General features: G+C 65.4%; 18 protein-coding genes and 1 tRNA gene. 9 read left to right on the top strand and 10 right to left on the bottom strand.

Features of this window, described 5'->3' with window-relative positions; translation table 11 throughout:
- Window positions 1-65: 65 nt before the first annotated feature.
- Window positions 66-1,103 carry an LD-carboxypeptidase gene (locus RXV95_RS02455; RefSeq protein WP_338467441.1) on the bottom strand — a complete coding sequence of 346 codons (1,038 nt, stop codon included), beginning with the start codon at window positions 1,101-1,103 and terminating at the stop codon, window positions 66-68.
- A gap of 184 nt (window positions 1,104-1,287) precedes the next feature.
- Here RXV95_RS02455 and RXV95_RS02450 point away from each other — a divergent pair, with 184 nt between their 5' ends.
- The gene (locus RXV95_RS02450) at window positions 1,288-1,731 is read left to right on the top strand and encodes a YeeE/YedE thiosulfate transporter family protein (RefSeq protein WP_338467440.1); all 444 of its coding nucleotides are present in this window, start codon (window positions 1,288-1,290) and stop codon (window positions 1,729-1,731) included.
- Window positions 1,731-2,234, top strand: a complete 504-nt coding sequence (locus RXV95_RS02445) for a YeeE/YedE family protein (protein WP_338467439.1) — start codon at window positions 1,731-1,733, stop codon at window positions 2,232-2,234. Before RXV95_RS02450 ends, RXV95_RS02445 begins: the two co-directional genes overlap by 1 nt.
- Before the next feature lie 191 nt (window positions 2,235-2,425).
- Here RXV95_RS02445 and RXV95_RS02440 read toward each other — a convergent pair whose 3' ends face one another.
- Together RXV95_RS02440 and RXV95_RS02435 are read right to left on the bottom strand one after the other, a co-directional pair.
- Window positions 2,426-3,124: a hypothetical protein gene (locus RXV95_RS02440; RefSeq protein ID WP_338467438.1), complete on the bottom strand. Its 699-nt coding sequence runs from the start codon at window positions 3,122-3,124 to the stop codon at window positions 2,426-2,428.
- Window positions 3,125-3,225: 101 nt separating this feature from the next.
- Complete coding sequence (locus tag RXV95_RS02435; RefSeq protein ID WP_338467437.1) at window positions 3,226-4,476, bottom strand: S8 family serine peptidase; 1,251 nt, start codon at window positions 4,474-4,476, stop codon at window positions 3,226-3,228.
- Window positions 4,477-4,580: 104 nt separating this feature from the next.
- Between RXV95_RS02435 and RXV95_RS02430 the strand changes: the two genes are divergently transcribed.
- Together RXV95_RS02430 and RXV95_RS02425 are read left to right on the top strand one after the other, a co-directional pair.
- On the top strand, window positions 4,581-5,045 hold the full coding sequence (locus RXV95_RS02430) for an RNA polymerase sigma factor (RefSeq protein WP_338467436.1): 465 nt from the start codon (window positions 4,581-4,583) through the stop codon (window positions 5,043-5,045).
- Window positions 5,042-5,752, top strand: coding sequence for a zf-HC2 domain-containing protein (locus tag RXV95_RS02425; protein WP_338467435.1), 711 nt, complete (start codon window positions 5,042-5,044; stop codon window positions 5,750-5,752). The genes RXV95_RS02430 and RXV95_RS02425 overlap by 4 nt, the downstream gene beginning before the upstream one ends.
- Here RXV95_RS02425 and RXV95_RS02420 read toward each other — a convergent pair.
- From RXV95_RS02420 to RXV95_RS02410, 3 genes are all read right to left on the bottom strand, one after another.
- Window positions 5,749-6,933 carry a pyridoxal phosphate-dependent aminotransferase gene (locus RXV95_RS02420; protein WP_338467434.1) on the bottom strand — a complete coding sequence of 395 codons (1,185 nt, stop codon included), beginning with the start codon at window positions 6,931-6,933 and terminating at the stop codon, window positions 5,749-5,751. The two genes, RXV95_RS02425 and RXV95_RS02420, sit on opposite strands and share 4 nt — an antisense overlap.
- Window positions 6,934-6,967: 34 nt before the next feature.
- Complete coding sequence (locus RXV95_RS02415) at window positions 6,968-7,804, bottom strand: sulfite exporter TauE/SafE family protein (protein WP_338467433.1); 837 nt, start codon at window positions 7,802-7,804, stop codon at window positions 6,968-6,970.
- Window positions 7,805-8,113: 309 nt separating this feature from the next.
- Window positions 8,114-10,750, bottom strand: a complete 2,637-nt coding sequence (locus tag RXV95_RS02410) for a TonB-dependent receptor (protein WP_338467432.1) — start codon at window positions 10,748-10,750, stop codon at window positions 8,114-8,116.
- 428 nt (window positions 10,751-11,178) lie between these two features.
- Between RXV95_RS02410 and RXV95_RS02405 the strand changes: the two genes are divergently transcribed.
- Both RXV95_RS02405 and RXV95_RS02400 read left to right on the top strand, forming a co-directional pair.
- Entirely contained in the window at window positions 11,179-11,802 is a 624-nt protein-coding gene (locus RXV95_RS02405) for a sigma-70 family RNA polymerase sigma factor (RefSeq protein WP_338467431.1), read from the top strand.
- Entirely contained in the window at window positions 11,744-12,028 is a 285-nt protein-coding gene (locus tag RXV95_RS02400) for a DUF4880 domain-containing protein (RefSeq protein WP_338467430.1), read from the top strand. Before RXV95_RS02405 ends, RXV95_RS02400 begins: the two co-directional genes overlap by 59 nt.
- A 188-nt stretch (window positions 12,029-12,216) precedes the next feature.
- Here RXV95_RS02400 and RXV95_RS02395 read toward each other — a convergent pair.
- Window positions 12,217-12,290 (bottom strand) — tRNA-Cys (locus RXV95_RS02395).
- A 237-nt stretch (window positions 12,291-12,527) separates the two neighbouring features.
- Here RXV95_RS02395 and otsB point away from each other — a divergent pair.
- Genes otsB through RXV95_RS02380 form a run of 3 tightly spaced genes read left to right on the top strand, consistent with a single transcriptional unit; the run spans window position 12,528 to window position 16,431 of the window.
- The gene (otsB, locus tag RXV95_RS02390) at window positions 12,528-13,283 is read left to right on the top strand and encodes a trehalose-phosphatase (protein WP_338467429.1); all 756 of its coding nucleotides are present in this window, start codon (window positions 12,528-12,530) and stop codon (window positions 13,281-13,283) included.
- Window positions 13,280-15,061, top strand: coding sequence for a glycoside hydrolase family 15 protein (locus tag RXV95_RS02385; protein WP_338467428.1), 1,782 nt, complete (start codon window positions 13,280-13,282; stop codon window positions 15,059-15,061). Before otsB ends, RXV95_RS02385 begins: the two co-directional genes overlap by 4 nt.
- The gene (locus tag RXV95_RS02380) at window positions 15,058-16,431 is read left to right on the top strand and encodes a trehalose-6-phosphate synthase (RefSeq protein WP_338467427.1); all 1,374 of its coding nucleotides are present in this window, start codon (window positions 15,058-15,060) and stop codon (window positions 16,429-16,431) included. Before RXV95_RS02385 ends, RXV95_RS02380 begins: the two co-directional genes overlap by 4 nt.
- Before the next feature lie 9 nt (window positions 16,432-16,440).
- On the opposite strand, the gene RXV95_RS02375 is transcribed toward RXV95_RS02380, so the two are convergent.
- From RXV95_RS02375 to RXV95_RS02365, 3 genes are all read right to left on the bottom strand, one after another.
- Window positions 16,441-17,253, bottom strand: a complete 813-nt coding sequence (locus RXV95_RS02375) for a crotonase/enoyl-CoA hydratase family protein (protein ID WP_338467426.1) — start codon at window positions 17,251-17,253, stop codon at window positions 16,441-16,443.
- The gene (locus RXV95_RS02370; protein ID WP_338467425.1) at window positions 17,250-17,969 is read right to left on the bottom strand and encodes a winged helix-turn-helix domain-containing protein; all 720 of its coding nucleotides are present in this window, start codon (window positions 17,967-17,969) and stop codon (window positions 17,250-17,252) included. Before RXV95_RS02370 ends, RXV95_RS02375 begins: the two co-directional genes overlap by 4 nt.
- 148 nt (window positions 17,970-18,117) lie before the next feature.
- Window positions 18,118-19,317, bottom strand: a complete 1,200-nt coding sequence (locus tag RXV95_RS02365) for an LL-diaminopimelate aminotransferase (protein ID WP_338467424.1) — start codon at window positions 19,315-19,317, stop codon at window positions 18,118-18,120.
- Window positions 19,318-19,377 lie beyond the last annotated feature (60 nt).

Genomic DNA, 19,377 nt, shown 5'->3' with positions numbered 1-19,377 from the left:
CGACCCGACCGGTACAACCTTGTCCCGGCGTGCAGAAATGCGCGCCGGGATTTTTTGTATCCGCCTCACGCCCCTGCGACGGGTTCGATCAGGCGCAGCGTCGCGGCGTCGGCATCCAGTTCCACCATGCCGCCGGAGGGCAGGCACACCTGCCCGCGCACGTGGCCGATATTCGCCCCCGCAAGCGCGGGAACGCCCAGCGGGACGATATACTGGTCCATCAGGTCCGCGACGGTAAAGCCGGCATAGTCCGGTTCGTCCGCCACGCAGCGCGTGCATTCGCCGAAGATCACGCCGGAAACCTTGCCCAGCACCCCGGCAAGCGAAAGCTGGTTCAGCATCCGGTCGATCCGGTAGGGCGCCTCTCCCACGTCTTCGAGGAACAGGATCGCCCCTTCGAAATCGGGCAGCCACGGCGAACCGCCCATTGTCGTGAGGACAGAAAGATTGCCGCCCAGCAGCCGCCCAGTCGCGTTGCCGCGGCCCAGCGTGGTAACGGGCTCTCCCTCGCGCGCCAGCGGCAGGGTGGGCGTTTCCCCGGAAAACGCCATGCGCCAGAAGCTTTCCCAGCTCACCTTCGGCCAGCTGCTCAACCCCACCGGGCCGTGGATTGTCGGGAAATGCGCGCGGGCGGCGATGGCAAGGTGCAGCGCGGTCACGTCGCTGAAACCGATCAGCAGCTTGGGGTTGGCGCGGATCGCATCCCAATCGAGCAAGGGCAGGATGCGCGCGCTGCCCCAGCCGCCGCGCACCGCCATGATCGCGCGCACATCGGGATCGGAAAACATCGCGTCGATATCGGCGGCGCGATCCGCATCGGTTCCGGCAAGATAGCCGAAGCGTTCCCCCACGTGTGCGCCGAAACGCGGCACAAGGCCCATGCCTTCTATCGTGTGTTTCACATAGTCGAGCACCGGCGGCCCTTCGGTGAACCCCGCCGGTTCGACCAGCCCCACCACATCGCCCTTGCGCAGGCGCGGCGGCAATCGATGCGACTTGCGCAATGCCGGTTTCGCAGGAAGCGCCGGCCCGCCAGCCAGCGCGCCCGTTGCCGCGATCATGCCGCCCAGTACCGAACGCCTGCCCCACATGAGGCCGAACATATCATCCCGCACGCGCCGCGCCACCTTGCAAGTGCCTGCAATGAAAGGCCGGATCGCCCGGCCCTACCTGAACTTTAGCAGTCCCAAATATTGCTTCCTTTCGCTTTGGCCCGCGCCGGTTAGGGAAGACCGTGAAAACGTGCCCCGCGCACGCGCACGGCACCAGACGCAATGAGGCTGCACAATGTTCGAACCCTTTGTCCTGCCCCTGCTGGGCGGCGTCCTGATCGGGCTTGCCGCCGGCGGGCTTTATTATTTCGCTGGCGAGATCGCCGGCATCACCGGGATCGCGCGATTCGCCATGATCGGGCCAAAGCGCCGGATCGCGGGCGCGCGGCCCGCGCGCGGATGGGCATTCGCGTTCCTGGCCGGGCTGGTGGGCGCCGGGCTTGCCGCGCCGCTCATCGCCGGTCCTTCCGCGATTGCCGGGCTGGATAGCGTTGCGCCGGGCGCCTTGCTGATCGGCGGGCTTCTTGTGGGCATCGGCACGGACCTTGGCAACGGCTGCACCAGCGGCCACGGCGTTTGCGGCCTGTCGCGCCTGTCGCTGCGCAGCCTTGCCGCCGTCGGCACGTTCATGGCCGCCGCCGCGCTTACCGTTCTCGTTGCCCGTCACGGAGGCCTGTGATGCGCAATCTCACCATCTTCGCCGCCGGTCTGGTGTTCGGCCTGGGGCTGGTGCTTTCCGGCATGACAAGTCCCGCGCGCGTTATGGGCTTTCTGGACGTTACCGGCGCATGGGACCCCAGCCTTGCCTTCGTGATGGGCGGCGCGGTGCTTACCGCCACGCCGATCTTCTTCATGGCGCGCCAGCGCCGTCGTCCGGTGCTGGGCGAGGCATTCGACACGCCCGCCACCAACCGCATAGACGGCCGCCTGCTGGGCGGTGCGGCGCTGTTCGGCATCGGCTGGGGTCTTACCGGGATCTGCCCGGGTCCAGCGCTGGTCGACCTCGCCGTGGCGCCGCTGGCCATCGCGGGCTTCGTTGCCGCGATGGTTGCCGGAATCCTGTTTTCCGCTCGCGTGCTGCGTCCGTTTCTCGACGCGACAAGCCCCCCGTCGCCCCGTTCGGCATCGCCCCGATCTACGCCGGAATGGGACGAGGAATATTCTGCGATCCCTGCCGAATAGCCTCACGAGACATAGGCGTTGCACGTAAGTCGGCCCCGCCCGGTTGAAGAACCGGACGGGGCCGATGCTTTATGCGCGTCAGCCGTTTGACAGGGGGGACGGGAGGAACCGGCTCCGCGCAAACGGGGTACGGCCGGCCTCTTCGCGGGCCGGTCCGTTCATCCCCGCAACCGTTATTTGGCCCGCAACGGTCAGTTGGTGCCGCCGGCAACCTGGCCGGACCCACTGGCCGAACCCGAGGCGCTGCCGCTCAGCGAAACGTCGGGCGTCGCGCCCTGCGCCGTGGAGACCGCGCTGCCCGCTGCGCCCTGTGCACGGCCCGCGGTCGCGGCGGCGGCACCCTTTGCGCGGCCAGCCGCCGAAGCAGCCACTCCCTTGGCGCGGGCGGCCCCGGCCATGGCGGCGCCCTTCGCACGCCCGGCAACGGACGCCGTGGTGCCAAGCGCCTGACCGGCGGTGCTGCGCAGCTGATCGGTGCCGACAAGATCGGCACTGGCGCTGCCGGAGGCATTGGCGCTGCCGCTGCCCGATGCGCTGCCCGTCAGGCTGCTGACCGGGGTCGCAAGGCTTGGCGCGACGCTGGCCGAACCGTTGCCGTCCGCGCTCTGGCTGGTGCTCACGTGGCCGCTGTGGCGATCAACCGTGGTGCTTCCGTTGCGCGAGGCCGATCCGTTCACCGTCCCGTGCAGCGTGCCGTTGGCAGCCGATCCGATCGTGCCCACCGGATTGGAGGCGGGGCCCATGGGGCCCATCGCGCCGCCCAGCGTTCCGCCAATCGTGCCACCGATGGCACCGCCAAGGCCGCCACCGCCCAGCAGCTGGGCGTGGGCCGGTGACGCGGCGAGCGCGAGGGCGAAGAGCGGTGCGGATGCTGTGATGATCTTACGCATGACATTATGTCCTTTCGTCTTTCCGACAACGGCATCCAGCCGTCTGACAAGAGGACAACGGACCGCCCGCGCCGTTTAATTCATCCCGATCCGAAAAAAATTCAGCGGGCACGCCGGCACGTGCCGCACAGCAGACCCCGGCCATAGGCCGATGCCGGCGACAGGTGCCGCGCCTCGCGGTCCAACACCGGCCTTGCGGCGTCGTGCCCGTCCAGCGCGGCGGCCGCGCGGGCGGCGGCAAGCGGGGTGGCATAGGACGTGCCGCGAACGCCGCGCCAGCGCCCGCGCGCATCGGCGGCCAGCATGTCCGCGCCGGGCGCCGCGTAATCGAGGTGCAGGGCGCGCCCCGCCTCGATCAGCGCGCGGTCATGCCCGTCGACCGCCGTTATGGCGAGAACGCCGGGATAGGACGCGGGATAGGACGGCGGCGCGGCTGGTCCGTCGTTGCCCACCGCCGCAACGATCACCGCGCCCTTGCTCTGCGCCGCCTTCACCGCGCGGGCGAGCAGGGCATTGCGCGGCCCGACAAGGCTGATCGAGATCACGCGCGCGTCGCGGCCCAGCAACCAGTTAATCCCGCGCGCGATCGCCAGCGCATTGCCGCCCGCCGGATCGGTTCCATAGACATCGGCGGCATAGATCGTGCGCACCCCGGCGGAAGCGAGCAGCGAGGCGACCGCGCTGCCATGGTTGCTGGGCACCGGCGCGCCCCTGGCAAATCCCCTGGTCGCCGCGACCCGGATCGTGGCGCCGGGCGCTCCGTCTATCATGCCGACCGGCGTTTTGATCGTCCTTGTGGAAGCGGAAAGGCGCGCCGTGCCGCGTGCGCCGGGCCGTACACCCGACTGGAAGTTCAGCGTATCGGCGGAAATCGTGGCATCGGGCAAAAGCCGGGCCAGCGCCTTTTCGCCCTGCGCAAGGTCCATCCCGCGCGGCACCGCCAGCCGGGTGACGACCAACCCCAGTTCGTCCAGCCTGTCTTCCCCCGCAGGCGCGAATCCGGCGGCACGCGCGCGTGCCACCATCTCGGGAGAGGGATCGACCAGCAAAAGCTCTCCCTTGCGCGCGGGATCGCCCGCGGCATCGCGCTCTATCCGGTCGCGGTTGCGGCGCACCAGCCGGTCAAGCCGGGCAAGGCGCCGCTGCGCCAGCGCACGGACAATCCGGCCGATTGCATCGACATCCCGTTCCACCGGATCAAGCACCTGGCCCACCGTTCCCAGCGTGCGGTCCACGGTATCGCCAACCGTCTGCCCCACTTGCGGCAGGCCAAGCTGCGCGAATGCTGGCGTCGCGGCCACTCCGCACGCCACCAGCGCGGCCAGTCCGGCCTTGATGAAGCGGTTTCGCATATGTCACCTTCGCATTTTCTTCGTGTATCGTGGATTAAACGTCCCGCCGCGCCCGTTCTATCCATGGAAAGGCAAGGAAACTGTCGGATCGTTTCGAAAACGAAGTGCTCGAACTGTTGCCGAGGCTGCGGCGTTTCGCCGCCGGTCTTTCGCGCGACATGACGCAGGCCGACGATCTTTGCCAGATGACCATCGAACGCGCGCTCCGCAGCCGCAACCAGTGGCAGGAGGGCACGCGGCTCGACAGCTGGATGTACCGGATCATGCGCAATTTGTGGATCGACGAAGGAAGGGCGGCAGCGCGGCGGCGGCAGTCGTTCGTGGATGAAGAGGCCGGCCTGTCGGTCGGTGCCGACGGCGCGCAGGAATCGCAGGTGGAACTGTCGAACGTTGACCGCGCCTTGCAGAAACTGCCGGACGAACAGCGCGAGGCGGTGCTTTTGGTAATGGTTGAAGGGCATTCCTACAAAGAGGCCGCCGAAATCGTGGGATGCCCGGTGGGCACGCTCAATTCGCGGCTGGTGCGCGGGCGCGATGCGCTGCTCGCGCTGCTGGGAGAAACGGCATGACCGTGACGCGCGAACAGATTGCCGCCTATGCCGACGGCGAGCTTTCCGGGGCCGAACTGGCCGCCGTCGAAGCGGCCGTCGAAGCCGATCCGGCGCTGGCGAAAGAGGTTGTAGCGCACCGCCTGCTGCGCGCCCAGCTTGGCGCGCACTTCGCGCCGGTCAAGGACGCCCCGGTTCCCGACCGGCTGGTAGAAGCGGTTCGCGGCGGCGGCGATACCGCAGGGGCCGAAGTCGTCGATTTCGCGGCGGCCAGGCAGGCGCGCGGGCTGAAACGCCTGCCCCGCTGGACCTGGGCCGCCGCTCCCGCGCTGGCCGCGTCGCTGGTGCTTGCTGTGGTGTTGGGACGGCAGGGCACCGGACCGGGCGAAGGCTATGCGGGAACGCAGCTTGCTTCCGCGCTCGACAACCAGCTTGTCGCGACGCAGCCCGCCGACGCGGAAACGCGCATCCTTCTCAGCTTCAAGGACAAGCACGGCGAATTGTGCCGCACCTTTTCCGGCGCGGCCCGGTCAGGCATCGCCTGCCGCGACGGCAAGGGCTGGCGGCTTGACCGGGTGATGGGCGTAGGCTCGGCCGAAACGGGCGAATACCGTCAGGCGGGAAGCGCCGATGCCGCGCTTATGGCCGCGGCGCAGGACATGGCCGATGGCCCCGCGCTCAGCGCCTCGGCAGAGGCCGAAGCAAAGGCGCGGGGCTGGAGAAACTAGGCCATCAGGACTTTATCCAGGGCCAGACAGAACTTCTGCATCTCCTCGTACGAGCCGACGGTGACGCGGCTCATCGTCGGATAGAAGTCCCACGAACGGCCGATCTGCACGCCTTGTTCAAGCATGGCGGCCTGCATCGCCTTGGGGTCCTTGCCCTTGCCCCAGTCCATCATGAACATATTCGCTTCGGACGGGATATAGGGGATGCCCCGCTTTTTCAGGTGCGCCATCGTCATGTCGCGCGAAGCGATCATTTCCGCCTTACGCCTGGCGATCTTGTCATCCATGGTGATGCAGGCGGTGCCGCAGGCGACGGCGGTCGTCGGCAGCATGAACGTCACCTGCCCGCCGTCGTAACGCATCATCTTTTCGTACAGCTTCTTGCTGCCGATGGTCAGCCCCAGGCGCATCCCGGCCATGCCGAACAGCTTCGAAAACGTGCGCAGAACCAGCATGTCGTCTCGCGAGGCGGCAAGTTTCGCGGCGCGCGGAACGTCGGTCCAGTGGATATAGGCTTCGTCCACCACCACGATCGAATCCGGCTTCTTGTTCGCCAGCAGCCACTTCACGTCTTCCAGCGGCGTTACCGTGCCGGTCGGGTTGTTGGGCGAGCAGATGTAGAACATGCCCGCGTTCGGCTCTGCGGCCAGCATGGCCTTCACGTCGTGGCGATGGTCCGGCGTCATCGGCACGCGGGTCAGCTTCGCGCCCAGCCACTGCGCGGTGCGCCAGCCCTGCTCATAGCTGGGATTGGCGGTGACGAGCGCGCGCTTTGGCGAACAGAAGGTGATGACCGACCGGCTGAGCGGATCGCTCGACCCCGGCCAGGCGAGGATGCTTTCCACCGGGATGCCCTCGACCTTGGCCACCGCCTCGAACAGCTTCTGGTGGTCGTTGTCCGGTTCATAGCGGTTGCCAAGGATCGCGTTCCTGGTCGCCGCGGCAACGCCTTCGGGGAAGGGGCCGGTCCAGCATTCGTTCGAAGCGATGCGAACCGCGCCGATCACCGCCTTGGCCGATTGCTGGGCGAAAGCGGGCTGGGCCATGCGCGGGATCGCCGCGCCCACCGCAAAGAGCGTCGCGATGCGGGCGGCCTGCCGCCGCGAATAGCCACGGCTGACCAGTTCTTCCTCATGTTCGGGAGCAAGGGTCGGCTCCGGTGCGACAAGGGTATCCGTCATGATTTGTTCCTTTCGTCGGTGAGCGGACGGGTGATCAAAAGCCAAGGCCCCTGCGGATCATCAGGTATCCGATCAGGAGCAGGTAGATGCCGAAGATGCGCTTGAGCAGCGGCGGGCTGAGCTTGTGGGCAGCCGCCACGCCGACCGGCGCGGTGAAGATAGAGGTCGCGATGATGGCCAGCGCGGCTGGCACGTTGACATATCCGATCGATCCGGTCGGCAGGTCGTGCGATCCCAGACCGATCGCCATGAACCCGATCATGCCCGGAACCGCGATGATGAAGCCCACGCCCGAAGACGTGCCGATCGCGCGGTGGATGGTGCGGCCGCAAAGCGTCATCACGATGGTGGTTATCGTGCCGCCGCCGATGCCCAGCAGCGAGGAAAACGTTCCGAGCCCCGTGGCGATCGCCGCGCGGCCGACGCCGCTGGGCAGGTCGTCCGACAGATGCCTCCCCTTCAGCACCGGGAACAGGAAATGCAGCGCCATCAGGATAACGCCCACGCCGAATATGATGACAAGACCCTGGCTGCTGATGCGCGAGGCGAGCAGAACGCCCGCACCCACCCCGGCCACGATCCACGGCGCCCAGGTCTTGAGCATCGCGAAGTCGACCGAATCGCGCCGGGCATGGGCCTGGACCGAACGCAGCGAGGTGACGACGATGGTCGCCAGCGATGTGCCGATCGCCACGTGCGCCACTTCATTCGGCGATCCGCCCAGCAGCGGCAGCATGGCAAGCAGCGCGGGCACGACAACAAAGCCGCCGCCGATCCCGAACAGGCCGGCAGCGAAACCCGCCAGCCCGCCCGCGACGAGCATAAGGGCGATGGTATATGTCCAGTGGAGGAGATCGTTCGCCGGCATCATGCCCTCCGTCCGGCTGTGGGCGGAAGCGGCGTGCGCTCGCGCCCGGTCTGTACGACCGAAATTGACGTCATATTGCGATTTCCCGAAGTAAGATCCCGCGTCGCGGGACGTGCCAAAGGCGAGGAAGCGGAGCCCGGACCGCCCTCATCCGGTCCGGGCTCCGCAACTGTGCAAGGCTCCTGGCCACCCGCCTCGGCGGGTCGTCGTCCGTTACGATTTCAGTCGGTCCGGTTTCCAAGAGCCTCATCCCGGTAATCCCGGTGCGGCGCGCATCGCTGCTTGCCACACCGGGAGGTATGCCAAGAGCGATCAGAACTTCAGGCTGACGCTCGCGTAGTAATAGCCGCCCTGCCAGTCGACGACGGAATCGGAGCGGTAGATCCGCCCCTGGCCCGCCTCGAACAGGCCCGGGTCGGGATAGTGGTCGAACACGTTGCGCGCGCCGACCGACAGCTTGTAGTTCTGCATGAAGGTGTAGCTCGCCTCGAGATCGACATAGACACTTCCGCCGAAGTTCTGCGTCTTGGTGATCGTCGCGCCGCCGTCAGAGTTCTTGTACGGTCCGTAGTAGGTCGCGCGCGCCATCAGGCCGAGCGCACCCATCGTGTGGTTGAGCGTCAGGATACCCTTCCACTTCGGCACGCCGTTCAGGAAATCGAACTGGTCCTCGGCGTTGAAGATCGAGCTGACGGAACCGTCGAAATCGGTCTCGTTATAGTTGAGGGCAAGTGTCGCCTTCGTTGTCATGCCCCCGCCCCAGGGCTTGTTGTAGCTGGCGACGAGGTCGAAGCCCTTGGTCACGGTGTTGAAGGCGTTGGCGAAATACTGCACCTGCCCGATCGAGTTGGCGCCGACCACGCCCGCCGCCACCAGGTTGCCGCGATAGCCTGCGCAATCGGTCTGGATGCCCGGTGTCGAGGTATCGCAGTCGTCAACGATGGCGATGGGCGAAACCGCGTTCAGACGATCCTTCAGCTTGATCCAGTACCCGTCGAGCGTCAGCGTGAACTGGCCGAAGTTTGCGGTAAGGCCCGCCGCGTAGTTGACCGACTTTTCGGGCTTCAGCGGGCTGGCGCCGATGGCCGCCGCCACCGCGCTGTTCGCCGGGAACAGGCCGCTGGCAATCGGCTCACCCGTTTCGCTGATGCGGGTGGAAACGTTGGTCGTCCCCTGCTGGCCCGGTGTCGGTGCGCGGAAGCCGGTGCCCATCGACGCGCGGAAGGCAAGGCTGTCGGTCAGCTTGTAGCGTGCGGCCACCTTGTAGATGACCTGTTCGGGGAAGTCGGAATAGCTTTCCCAGCGCAGCGCGCCTTCAACAAACAACCGGTCGGTGATGTCGGTGCTGAGGTCGCCGTAAACCGCATAGCTGTGGCGTTTGTAGATGCCCGAGAAGGTTGGCGAATAACCCGGGAAGCCGTTCGAGCCGACACCCATGACCTGATAGACCGGATCGGACGAGTCCGCGCAGTTCAGCGTCGATCCGTTGGCGATCACGGCCGCACCTGCCGCCGTAGGCGCTCCGCTTGCGCAGAAGCCCCACGGATCGGGCTGCGAATAGGGTCCGGCGAAATAGGAGTCTGCGCCGCCCTGCTCGATATTGTAGGATTCCTCAAGGTAGCTTCCACCCCACGCGAACAGCAGCGGGCTTTCCAGGCCAAGGTCGAAGCCCTTGGTCAGGTCGATCTGGAACTGCTTTTCGGTATTGATCAGGTTGCCCGGCGCAAAGCTGGTGGGCGTATCGGGCCCCATCGACGGGTTGATCGTGTGATCGATCGTATAGTCGATCTCGTCGCGGCCATAGCGGGCCGAAACGTCATAGGTGAAATCGTCACCCAGTTCGCCCTTCAGGCCCGCGACGCCCGAATAGTCGATCACCTTGCCGCGGAACTGCGGCGTGAAGCCGCCGGGGAAGATGTCCAGCGGCCACCACAGCGAACCGTCCGGCTTGCGGACGTATTCGATCGTACCGTTGTGCGGATAGCGATAGAAAAAGTCGCTGACGGCCTTGCTGCGCGAATAGTTTCCGAAAGCGTAGAACTGCGCCTGGTCGGAAAAATCGTATCCCGCGTTCACAAAGCCGCGCACAGCCTCGCTTTTCGGGCGCCCCCAGCGTTGCACCACGCCGTCGCCGTATTCCGCCTTCACGCCCGCGGCATAATCGGGATGCGTCGCGGCATAGGTGTCCACGCAGAAATAGGATTCGCAGTATTGCGTGGCGCGTGACGTGCGATCCGCGTGTTCGTATTCGGCGGAAATGTCGATGAAGCCGCGATCGCCAATGCCGATGCCCCAGTTGGCCGAGACATTGTAGTTGAAGCCGTCGCCCGCGTAATATTGGCCCGTCTGGGCGTTGATCTCCAGGCCGCGGGTATCGTCTTTCAGGATGAAGTTGATGACGCCCGCGATCGCGTCCGACCCGTATTGCGCCGCCGCACCGTCGCGCAGCACCTGCACGTTTTTCAGCGCGATCGACGGGATCGTGGCGATGTCCGGACCTTGCGTGCCCGAACCGCCGATCTGGACCAGCGCGGCGCGGTGGCGGCGCTTGCCGTTCACCAGCACAAGCGTCTTGTCGGTCGGAAGCCCGCGGAGCGATGCCGGGCGGATGAAGGTGGCGCCGTCGGAAATCGGCTGGCGCGAGACGGTGTAGGATGGCGAGATCGTCGCCAGCACGTCGTTGGTGTCGGTGTAGGAAACCTGTTCCAGATCCTTGGCCGAAAAGACGTCGACCGGGACTGGCGAATCGATTGCGCTGCGCGGTTCGCCGCGAACGCCGGTGACGACAATGGCTTCCCCGGGATCGGCAATGCTCGCGGCTGCGGCAGCATCGGCGGCGGTAGTGGTTGCAGGTCCGGCATCGGCTTCTGCGGCATGGGCCGCAACCGGCGCGGTCATTGACAGCGCAACGGCCATGGCAAGGAACGAACTCGTCTGCGTGATCTTCATTCTACCCCCCTTGAGTCAGGTATTTGTTGAAGACCTCTCCCGTGGTGTTTCCTCATGTATTTCCGGCGTTTGGTATGTTCTGCCGGTTCGATTCCAGGATCTCGCACACGCGCGGCCGGGCTGCGGCCCGGACGGCTGCGCACAAGCGCCCAATTTCGATGCGAGGGGATCAGTCAGGCACGCCGATGCGCGGCGACATCGCGCTCCGTCATGCCGGTCATGCAGTGCCGATGGCAGTTGCATAAATGTATCTGCGCCCCTTTTGGAAGACCGGACACCTTGTCCGAAACTCCGTTGCCCGATGAAACGAATGGCGCGCGGGAAACCTCCATTTGTTAAAAATATTTTTTCGAAAGCCCTGTTTCCGGGGGAGAATTACGCGATCGCAATCGAAGGGCTGGACAGGGCAGCGCATCCATGTTCAATTTTTGGCCATAAGAATCACGGGTCCAGGGAGAGGTGTCTCGCAAAGGCTGTTCCGGGGGGACGGTTTGAGCGTCACACAAGCAAAGCTGGACTGGTTTGAATCGGTCATCCTGCCGCACCAGCGCGCCCTGCGATCGCGCGTGCGGCGCATGGTCAACAATCCGGCCGATATCGACGACATTGTCTCCGAAGCGATGGCGCGCGCCTATGCCAACGAGGAATGGCGCCGCATCACCAGCGGGCGAAGCTATCTGTTCACGATCGCGCGCAACCTGGTGATAGACATGGCGCGGCGCAGCAAGGTCGTCTCGATAGAGATCGCCGCCGATATCGATGCCATGCAAAGCTCCGTAAGCGGCGAGGCGTTACTTGACGCGCGCGACGAGTTGCGATGGCTGGAACAAGTCGTCGCACAATTCCCGCCGCAATGCCGCCGGGCGTTTATTCTGCGCCGCGTTCATGAAAAATCTTTTGCCGAGATAGCGGAAGAGATGAAGTTGTCCGTTTCCACAGTAGAGAAACATGTGGCAAAGGCAGTAACCCTTCTGTCCCAAGCGGAGATGAGGCGTGACGGAACCCAAATCGCCCAAGGCCCGGACAACGGCAAAGCGGCGTTCAATCGATGAAATCGCCGCGCAATTCCTGATGCGCCTCGAAAACGGGGCCGATGTCGAGGAACGAAAACGCATCTTCCACTGGATTGACCAGTTGCCGGAGCATGCGGTCGCCTTCGCGCGGGCGCGGTCCGTGTGGCGGGCGAGCGAGGCGCTCAAGCTGGTGCAGGAACCGGCGGTCGGCAGCACAAGGGCCGACACCGTATCGACCCGCACCGATCCGACGGAAAGCGATTAGGGCGGGAAAAACCGGTACGACAAAGGCGGCAAGGCAGACGCAGCGCACAACGGAAAGCCGGCACGGTTTGCGGAAGCTGGCGCGTTGTCGGGGCGGAACCCCGGCCGTCCGGCCCGGCGTCGTTCGGTTCACGAAGAAAGCCCGCCGCGCGCAAGATCGCGCAACACTTTGGAGCTTTGAAAAAAGGGTGGAGGCCCGAGCCGGAATCGAACCGGCGTATACGGATTTGCAGTCCGCTGCGTCACCACTCCGCCATCGGGCCAAACCGCTGGTTTTCGCGGGTCGAGCGGCCCTAGCCGACCGCCTGCTGCATTGCAATCGGCATTTTGACGTGGAAATGCTCCGCCCCTTTCCCCGCCCCTTTCCAACGCGCCTTGCAGCACCTATCCCCACAGTGCGCGCCGCGGGAACCTTCGCACGGCTCGCCCGTCCCCCATGGGGAAACGGCAATTTCTCGGGCAGGATTTCCACGCGCGGATTTCCACTTAAAAGGGGGGCAATGTTGCAGCTCGACATGACCGGACAAAAGGCCCCGCCGCCAGCCGGGCTGCTGGAGGGGGCGACTCTCCTGCTCGATTTCGACGGCACGATGGTAGAGCTTGCACCGCGGCCCGATGCGGTGCTGGTCGACGATCGGCTGCGCCGCCTGGTCACCGCGCTTGGCGACCGGCTTGATCGGCGCATCGCGTTCATCAGCGGCAGGGATGCGGCCACGCTGAAGGCATTGCTGGGGCTGGACGGCATCGCCATCGCCGGCAGTCACGGGCTGGAAATCCTCCATGCCAGCGGAAAGGTTGACCGGCCGGTCCGCCCCGCGTCGCTCGACACCGCAGTGAAGCGCATGCGCGCCTTCGCCGATGCGCACCCCGGCGTACTGGTGGAAGACAAGCCGCTTGGCGCCGCGCTCCATTACCGCCTTGCCCCGCAGGACGAAGCGGCAAGCAACCGGCTGGCGCAGCAACTGGCCGCCGACACGGGCCTTGCGCTGCAGACCGGCAAGAAGATGGTCGAGCTTCGGCTCGGCTCGGGCGACAAGGGCATGGCGGTCGAACGCCTGATGGCGGACCCGGGCATGGTCGGAACAATCCCGGTCTTTGCCGGTGACGACGATACCGACGAGCCGGGTTTCCTTGCCGCACGCCGGCTTGACGGGCATGGCGTACTGGTCGGCCCGGAACGCCAGTCTGCCGCGCGCTTCCGCCTGCCCGGGGTCGACGCGGTGCGCGACTGGCTGGAATCGGAGCTTGCCCGATGAGCAGCCTCGACCTTTTTCCCATCGGCAATTGCCAGGTCAGCGCGCTGATCGACCGCGCGGGCCGCCTTGTGTGGGGCTGCGTGCCGCGCGTCGATGGCGACCCGCTGTTTTCCGCGCTTCTGGGCGGCGACGATCCCGATACCGGGTTCTGGGCCATCGACCTGGAAGACTGCGTGGAGACCAGCCAGGAGTATATCCGCAACACGCCCGTGCTGATCACCCGGCACACCGATTCCGCCGGCAATTCGATCGAAGTGGTCGATTTCTGCCCCTATTTCCGGCGGCTGGGCCGCAGTTACCGGCCGGTTGCGTTTGCGCGCATCGTCCGCCCGCTGGCCGGCTCTCCGCGCATCAGGATGCGGCTGAACCCCACGCGCCACTGGGGGCAGACCTGCCCGCATACGATAGGCGGCACCAATCACCTGCGCTTCAGGGCCAGCGGAATGACCTTGCGCCTGACCACGACGGCGCCCGTCGGCATGATAGACGAGCAGCGCTGCTTCAGGCTGGAATCGACGCTGCACTTCTTCCTCGGCCCGGACGAGAGCTTTTCGGGCAGTATGCCATCCACACTCGATTCAATGCTGTCGGACACGATTGCCGAATGGCAGGGCTGGGTGCGCGGGCTTGCGATCCCGCTTGAATGGCAGGAAGCGGTGATCCGCGCGGCGATCACGCTGAAACTTTGCCAGCACGAGGAAACGGGCGCGATCGTTGCCGCCCTGACCACGTCCATTCCCGAATTCGCCAATTCGGAACGCAACTGGGACTATCGCTATTGCTGGATCCGCGATGCCTATTACACGGTCCAAGCGCTGAACCGGCTTGGCGCGCTGGACGTTCTGGAAGGCTATCTTTCGTACTTGCGCAACATCGTGGACAGCGCACGCGGCGGGCACATCCAGCCGCTTTACGGCGTTCTTGGCGAAGCGAAGCTGGAAGAGCGAGAGGAAGAGGGCCTGCCCGGCTTTCGCGGAATGGGTCCGGTGCGCGTGGGCAACGAGGCCTATCTGCAATTGCAGTACGATGCCTATGGCCAGATCGTGATGCCATCGGTCCACGCGATGCTGGACCAGCGGCTGTTCCGCGTTTCCGGCGTGGAGGATTTCCATGCGCTCGAACGCGTGGGCGAACGCGCGTGGGAGCATTACGACCAGCCCGACGCCGGCCTGTGGGAATTGCGCACACGCAAGGCGGTGCACACTTATTCGTCCGCCATGTGCTGGGCGGCCTGCGACCGGCTGGCCAATGCCGCAAAGGCGCTTGGCCTGCGCGACAGGCAGGCCTGCTGGCAGGAACGCGCCGACCACATCCGCGCGGTTATCGAGGAACGCGCGTGGCGGCCCGACAGCAAGCGGCTTTCGGCCACGTTTTCGGGCGACGACCTGGATGCCAGCGTGCTGCAACTGCTGGAGATCCGATTCCTTGCGCCCGACGACCCGCGCTTCCGCGATACGCTGGCGGCGGTCGAAAAGGGGTTGCGGCGCGGATCGCACATGCTGCGCTATGACACGGAAGACGATTTCGGCCTTCCCGAAACCGCGTTCAACGTCTGCACGTTCTGGCTGATCGAGGCGATGCATTTCACCGGCCGCAGCGACGAGGCGCGCGAACTGTTCGAGGAAATGCTATCGCGCCGCACCGGCGCCGGCCTGCTCAGTGAGGATATCGATCCCGCGAGCGGGGAACTGTGGGGCAATTACCCGCAGACCTATTCGCTTGTCGGGATCATCAATTGCGCCGGCCTGCTCAGCAAGCCATGGAGCTCTATCAGATGAGCCGCCTGATCGTCGTCTCGAACCGTGTTTCCGCCCCCAAGGCGCAAAGCGGGGGCGCGCAGGGCGGACTGGCGGTTGCGCTGACCTCCGCGCTGCGTGAGCACGACGGCATCTGGTTCGGCTGGTCGGGCGATGCCGGACCTGGGCACGAACTGACCTTTTCCACCTACGACGGCGTTACATCGGCAACGCTCGACCTGTCGGAACAGGACATAGAGGAATATTACGACGGCTATGCCAACCGCACCTTGTGGCCGCTGTTCCACTACCGGCTGGACCTGACCGAATTCGAGCGCGAGTTCCAGGGTGGCTATGAACGTGTGAACGCGGTTTTCGCCGAGAAGATCGCGCCGGAAATCCAGGAAGACGACCTGATCTGGGTGCACGATTACCACATGATCCCGCTGGGCTGGCTGCTGCGCCAGCAGGGATGCCGGAACCGGATGGGGTTCTTCCTGCACATACCGTGGCCGCCCACGCGGTTGCTGGTTGCGCTGCCCGATCACCGCAGGCTTGTCGAATCGCTGTTCGCCTATGACGTGATCGGCTTCCAGACCAACGAGTGGCTCGAAAGTTTTCGCCACTATGTGACGCACGAAATGGACGCGGTGCTGGGCCCCGACGGCAGCGTGACGATCGGATCGCGCACCATCCGCGCCATCGCCTGCCCGATCGGAATCGACACGGGCGAGTTCGTGGAGGCCGCGAACGGAAAGACGGCGCACGACGCCTATGAACGCATGGCCGAAAGCAACATCGGGCGCGACCTGATCGTGGGCGTCGACCGGCTGGATTATTCCAAGGGCCTTCCCGAACGTTTCGCCGGTTACGAGCGGTATCTGGCCAAGCATCCGGAGCGGAAGAACAAGGTCTATCTGCTCCAGATCGCTCCGCCTTCGCGCACCGCGGTGCAGACCTATCGCGACATCCGCCAGACCCTTGAAGGGTTGACCGGCCGCATCAACGGCGAGTTCGCGGATATCGACTGGGTGCCGATCCGCTATGTCAACCGCGGCTTCCCGCGCGATGTTCTGGCCGGAATTTTCCGGGCCGCGCGGATCGGGCTGGTCACGCCGCTGCGCGACGGCATGAACCTTGTCGCCAAGGAATATGTCGCCGCGCAAGACCCTGATAATCCCGGCGTCCTGATCCTGTCGCAGTTCGCAGGCGCGGCCGAACAATTGACCGAAGCGCTGATGATTAACCCCTACAGCCCCGATTCGATTGCCGACGCGATCGAAACCGCGCTGGAAATGCCGCTGGAAGAGCGCAAAGAACGCTGGCGCTCGCTGATGGACATCGTCGCCTATGAAGACGTGTTCTGGTGGCGCCAGCGCTTTGTCGACGCCCTGATGAACCAGGGCCAGTAGCGCTTCGGATCAGGGATCGATGAATTCGGGCCGGCGCTTTTCCATTCCGGCGCGAACCGCCTCCATCTGGTTCTTCGAGAACATGAGTTCGTGCTGGGCGATGGATTCGGCCATCAGGATCTCGTCTTCGCTCATGTAACCCATGCGGTTGCTAAGCGACTTGGCGCCGCGCACCGCGTGTGGGCTTTTCCCCGCGATTTCGTGCGCCAGTTCCATCGCCGCGCGCAGCGGTTCGCTGTCCACGTGGGTGGCAAAGCCCAGTTGCACCGCTTCGGTGCCGCTGAATTCGCGGTGGGTATAGGTCAGTTCGCGCAGCACATCGTCGCGCACGTTCCCGCGCCACAGCGCATAGCCGCCCATGTCCGGCACCAGCCCCCATTTCGATTCCATCACCGCCAGCCGCGTGTCGGAATGGATAAAACGGATGTCGGGGCCGCTGGCAATCTGCAATCCGCCGCCGAAGCAGACGCCGTGGATCGCGCCGATCACCGGCATCGGCAGCTTGCGCCACGCCATCGCCGCCTGTTGCGGGCGATTGGCGTTGCCGTGCGTGCGATCGGTGAGCGAGGTTTCGCGCCACCTGTCAGACTTACCCAGGCTGGAAAGGTCGATCCCGGCGCAGAACGCCCGCCCCGCGCCCGACAGCACGACGCAGCGCACGCCGTTCCATTCGTGCAGCTTGTGCCCGGCCTCCACGATCGCGGCGAACATATCGTCGTCCAGCGCATTCAGCTTGTCCGCGCGGTCAAGCAGGACGTGCGCGACGTGATCCTCTACGCTGATCGTAACGCGGTCCCTGATATTGATGGTCTCGGCTGTCATGGAATCCTCTCCGTTTCCGGTTTGGTGCCAGTCTGCCCGATGGCGCGGCTTCGTCCAACTCCTTCATCGCGTCGCGGGGCGTCGGCACGACAGGATGCCGCCAGGCGATAGCTGCCGTCCGCCGAAGTCCGGATCAGGCCGGTAACGCCGGCCGCCGCCAGCTTCGCCCGCAACCGGCTGACGTGAACGGCAATCCGGTTGGTGCCCGGATCGTGGGATAGGCCGCACAGGTCGCGCAGCAGGCGCGCCTTGCCCACAGGTTCGCCGGGACGCTCCGCCAGAATCCAGGCCACGCCGAATTCGCGGGGATGAAGCGCGATTCGCCGCCCCGCCAGCCAGGCATCGCGCGCGGCAAGATCGAGCAGCAGCGGGCCTGCCCGGCGCACCGCGAGCGATTGCGCTACAGGGTTCAGCAGGCGCAGCGCGCGCGCTTCCACTTCCTCTTGCGCGGCGGGAAGCGAAATCGCGTCGCCATAACCCTGGGCAAGAAGCATTGCCCGCGCGGCGCTGCACTGCACCCCCGCCACCAGCATGCGGCCTCGGTCAGCGGGCGCGCCGCCGCTGGCCGGAAGGGAACCCCGGCCATCCACAATCACCGCACAGTTTCCGGGCGGCAGCCCGCCTTCGCGGTCCGGTTCCAGCCGCAGCCAGCCGCGCTCCACAAGGTCGAGCGCGGCCGGCAAGGACCGGTCCGAATACCAGCAGAAGGCGCGCATCGCCCGTCCAGCCCCCCGTCCGACCCCGTGCCACCAGCGGCCCCGCATTGTGGACGCGGGGCCGGCAGGCAGCCAAGGGCAACTGCTTCGGATCAGGAGGTTTCAGGGCGCCTTCCGGCCATGCCGGGATGGAAGCCCCGGCAGGGAATCAGGCCGCCGATGCGTTCACGCCGACGCTGGCGAGGTAGCGCTTCACGTTGCGCGCGGCCTGGCGCAGGCGCTGTTCGTTTTCCACCATCGCGATACGCACATAGCCTTCGCCGTCCTCGCCATAACCGACGCCCGGCGCAACCGCGACTTCGGCATGGGTGAGGAGCTGCTTGGAAAACTCAAGGCTGCCCATTTCCTTCAGCGCGGGCGGCAGGGGCGCCCACGCGAACATAGAGGCTTTGGGCTTGGGAATTTCCCATCCGGCGCGGCCGAATGCCTCCACCATAACGTCTCGACGCTTCTGGTAGAGCTGGCGATTCTTCTCGACGATGTCCTGCGGGCCGTTGAGCGCGGCGCAGGCCGCCGCCTGGATCGGCGTGAAGGCGCCATAGTCCAGATAGCTTTTCACCCGCGTCAGCGCCGCGATCAGCCGCTTGTTGCCCACCGCGAAGCCAACGCGCCACCCGGCCATGGAATAGGTCTTGCTCATAGAGGTGAACTCCACCGCCACGTCCTTGGCGCCCGGCACCTGGAGGATCGATGGCGTCGGATTCCCGTCGTAATAGAGTTCGGAATAGGCAAGATCGGACAGAAGCCAGACCTTGTTCTCCTTCGCCCAGGCCACCAGCCTTTCATAGAAGGCAAGGTCCACCGTCTCCGCCGTGGGGTTCGACGGATAGTTGACGATTAGCACGCTGGGGCGCGGCACGGTGAATGCCATCGCCCGTTCAAGGCTGCGAAAATAGGTTTCGTCCGGCGTCGTGGGGACGGAGCGGATGGTCGCCCCGGCGATGATGAAGCCGAATGTATGGATCGGATAGCTGGGATTCGGTGCCAGAATCACGTCGCCCGGCGCGGTAATCGCGGTGGCGAGGCTTGCCAGCCCCTCCTTCGAGCCCAGCGTAACCACCACTTCGCTGTCCGGATCGAGGTCCACACCGAATCGCGTGCCGTAATAGTTCGCCTGGGCGCGGCGCAGGCCGGGTATGCCCTTTGACGCGGAATAACCGTGCGCGCTGGGCTTCATCGCCACTTCGCACAGCTTGTCGATCACGTGCTGCGGCGGCGGAAGATCGGGGTTGCCCATGCCCAGGTCGATGATGTCCCGGCCGGCTGCGCGTGCTTCTGCCCGCATCGCATTGACTTCGGCGATGACATAGGGCGGCAGGCGCTTGATGCGGTAGAACTCTTCTTCCACGGGTCTGTTGTCTTCCAAATGCTTATGCGGCGGCGGAATTGCCGCGCACTGTGCCCGTCT

Source organism: Novosphingobium sp. ZN18A2 (assembly GCF_036784765.1).
Lineage (GTDB): Bacteria > Pseudomonadota > Alphaproteobacteria > Sphingomonadales > Sphingomonadaceae > Novosphingobium.
Note: the sequence above shows the minus strand (reverse complement) of the source record. Positions and strands in the feature narration are given on the sequence as shown.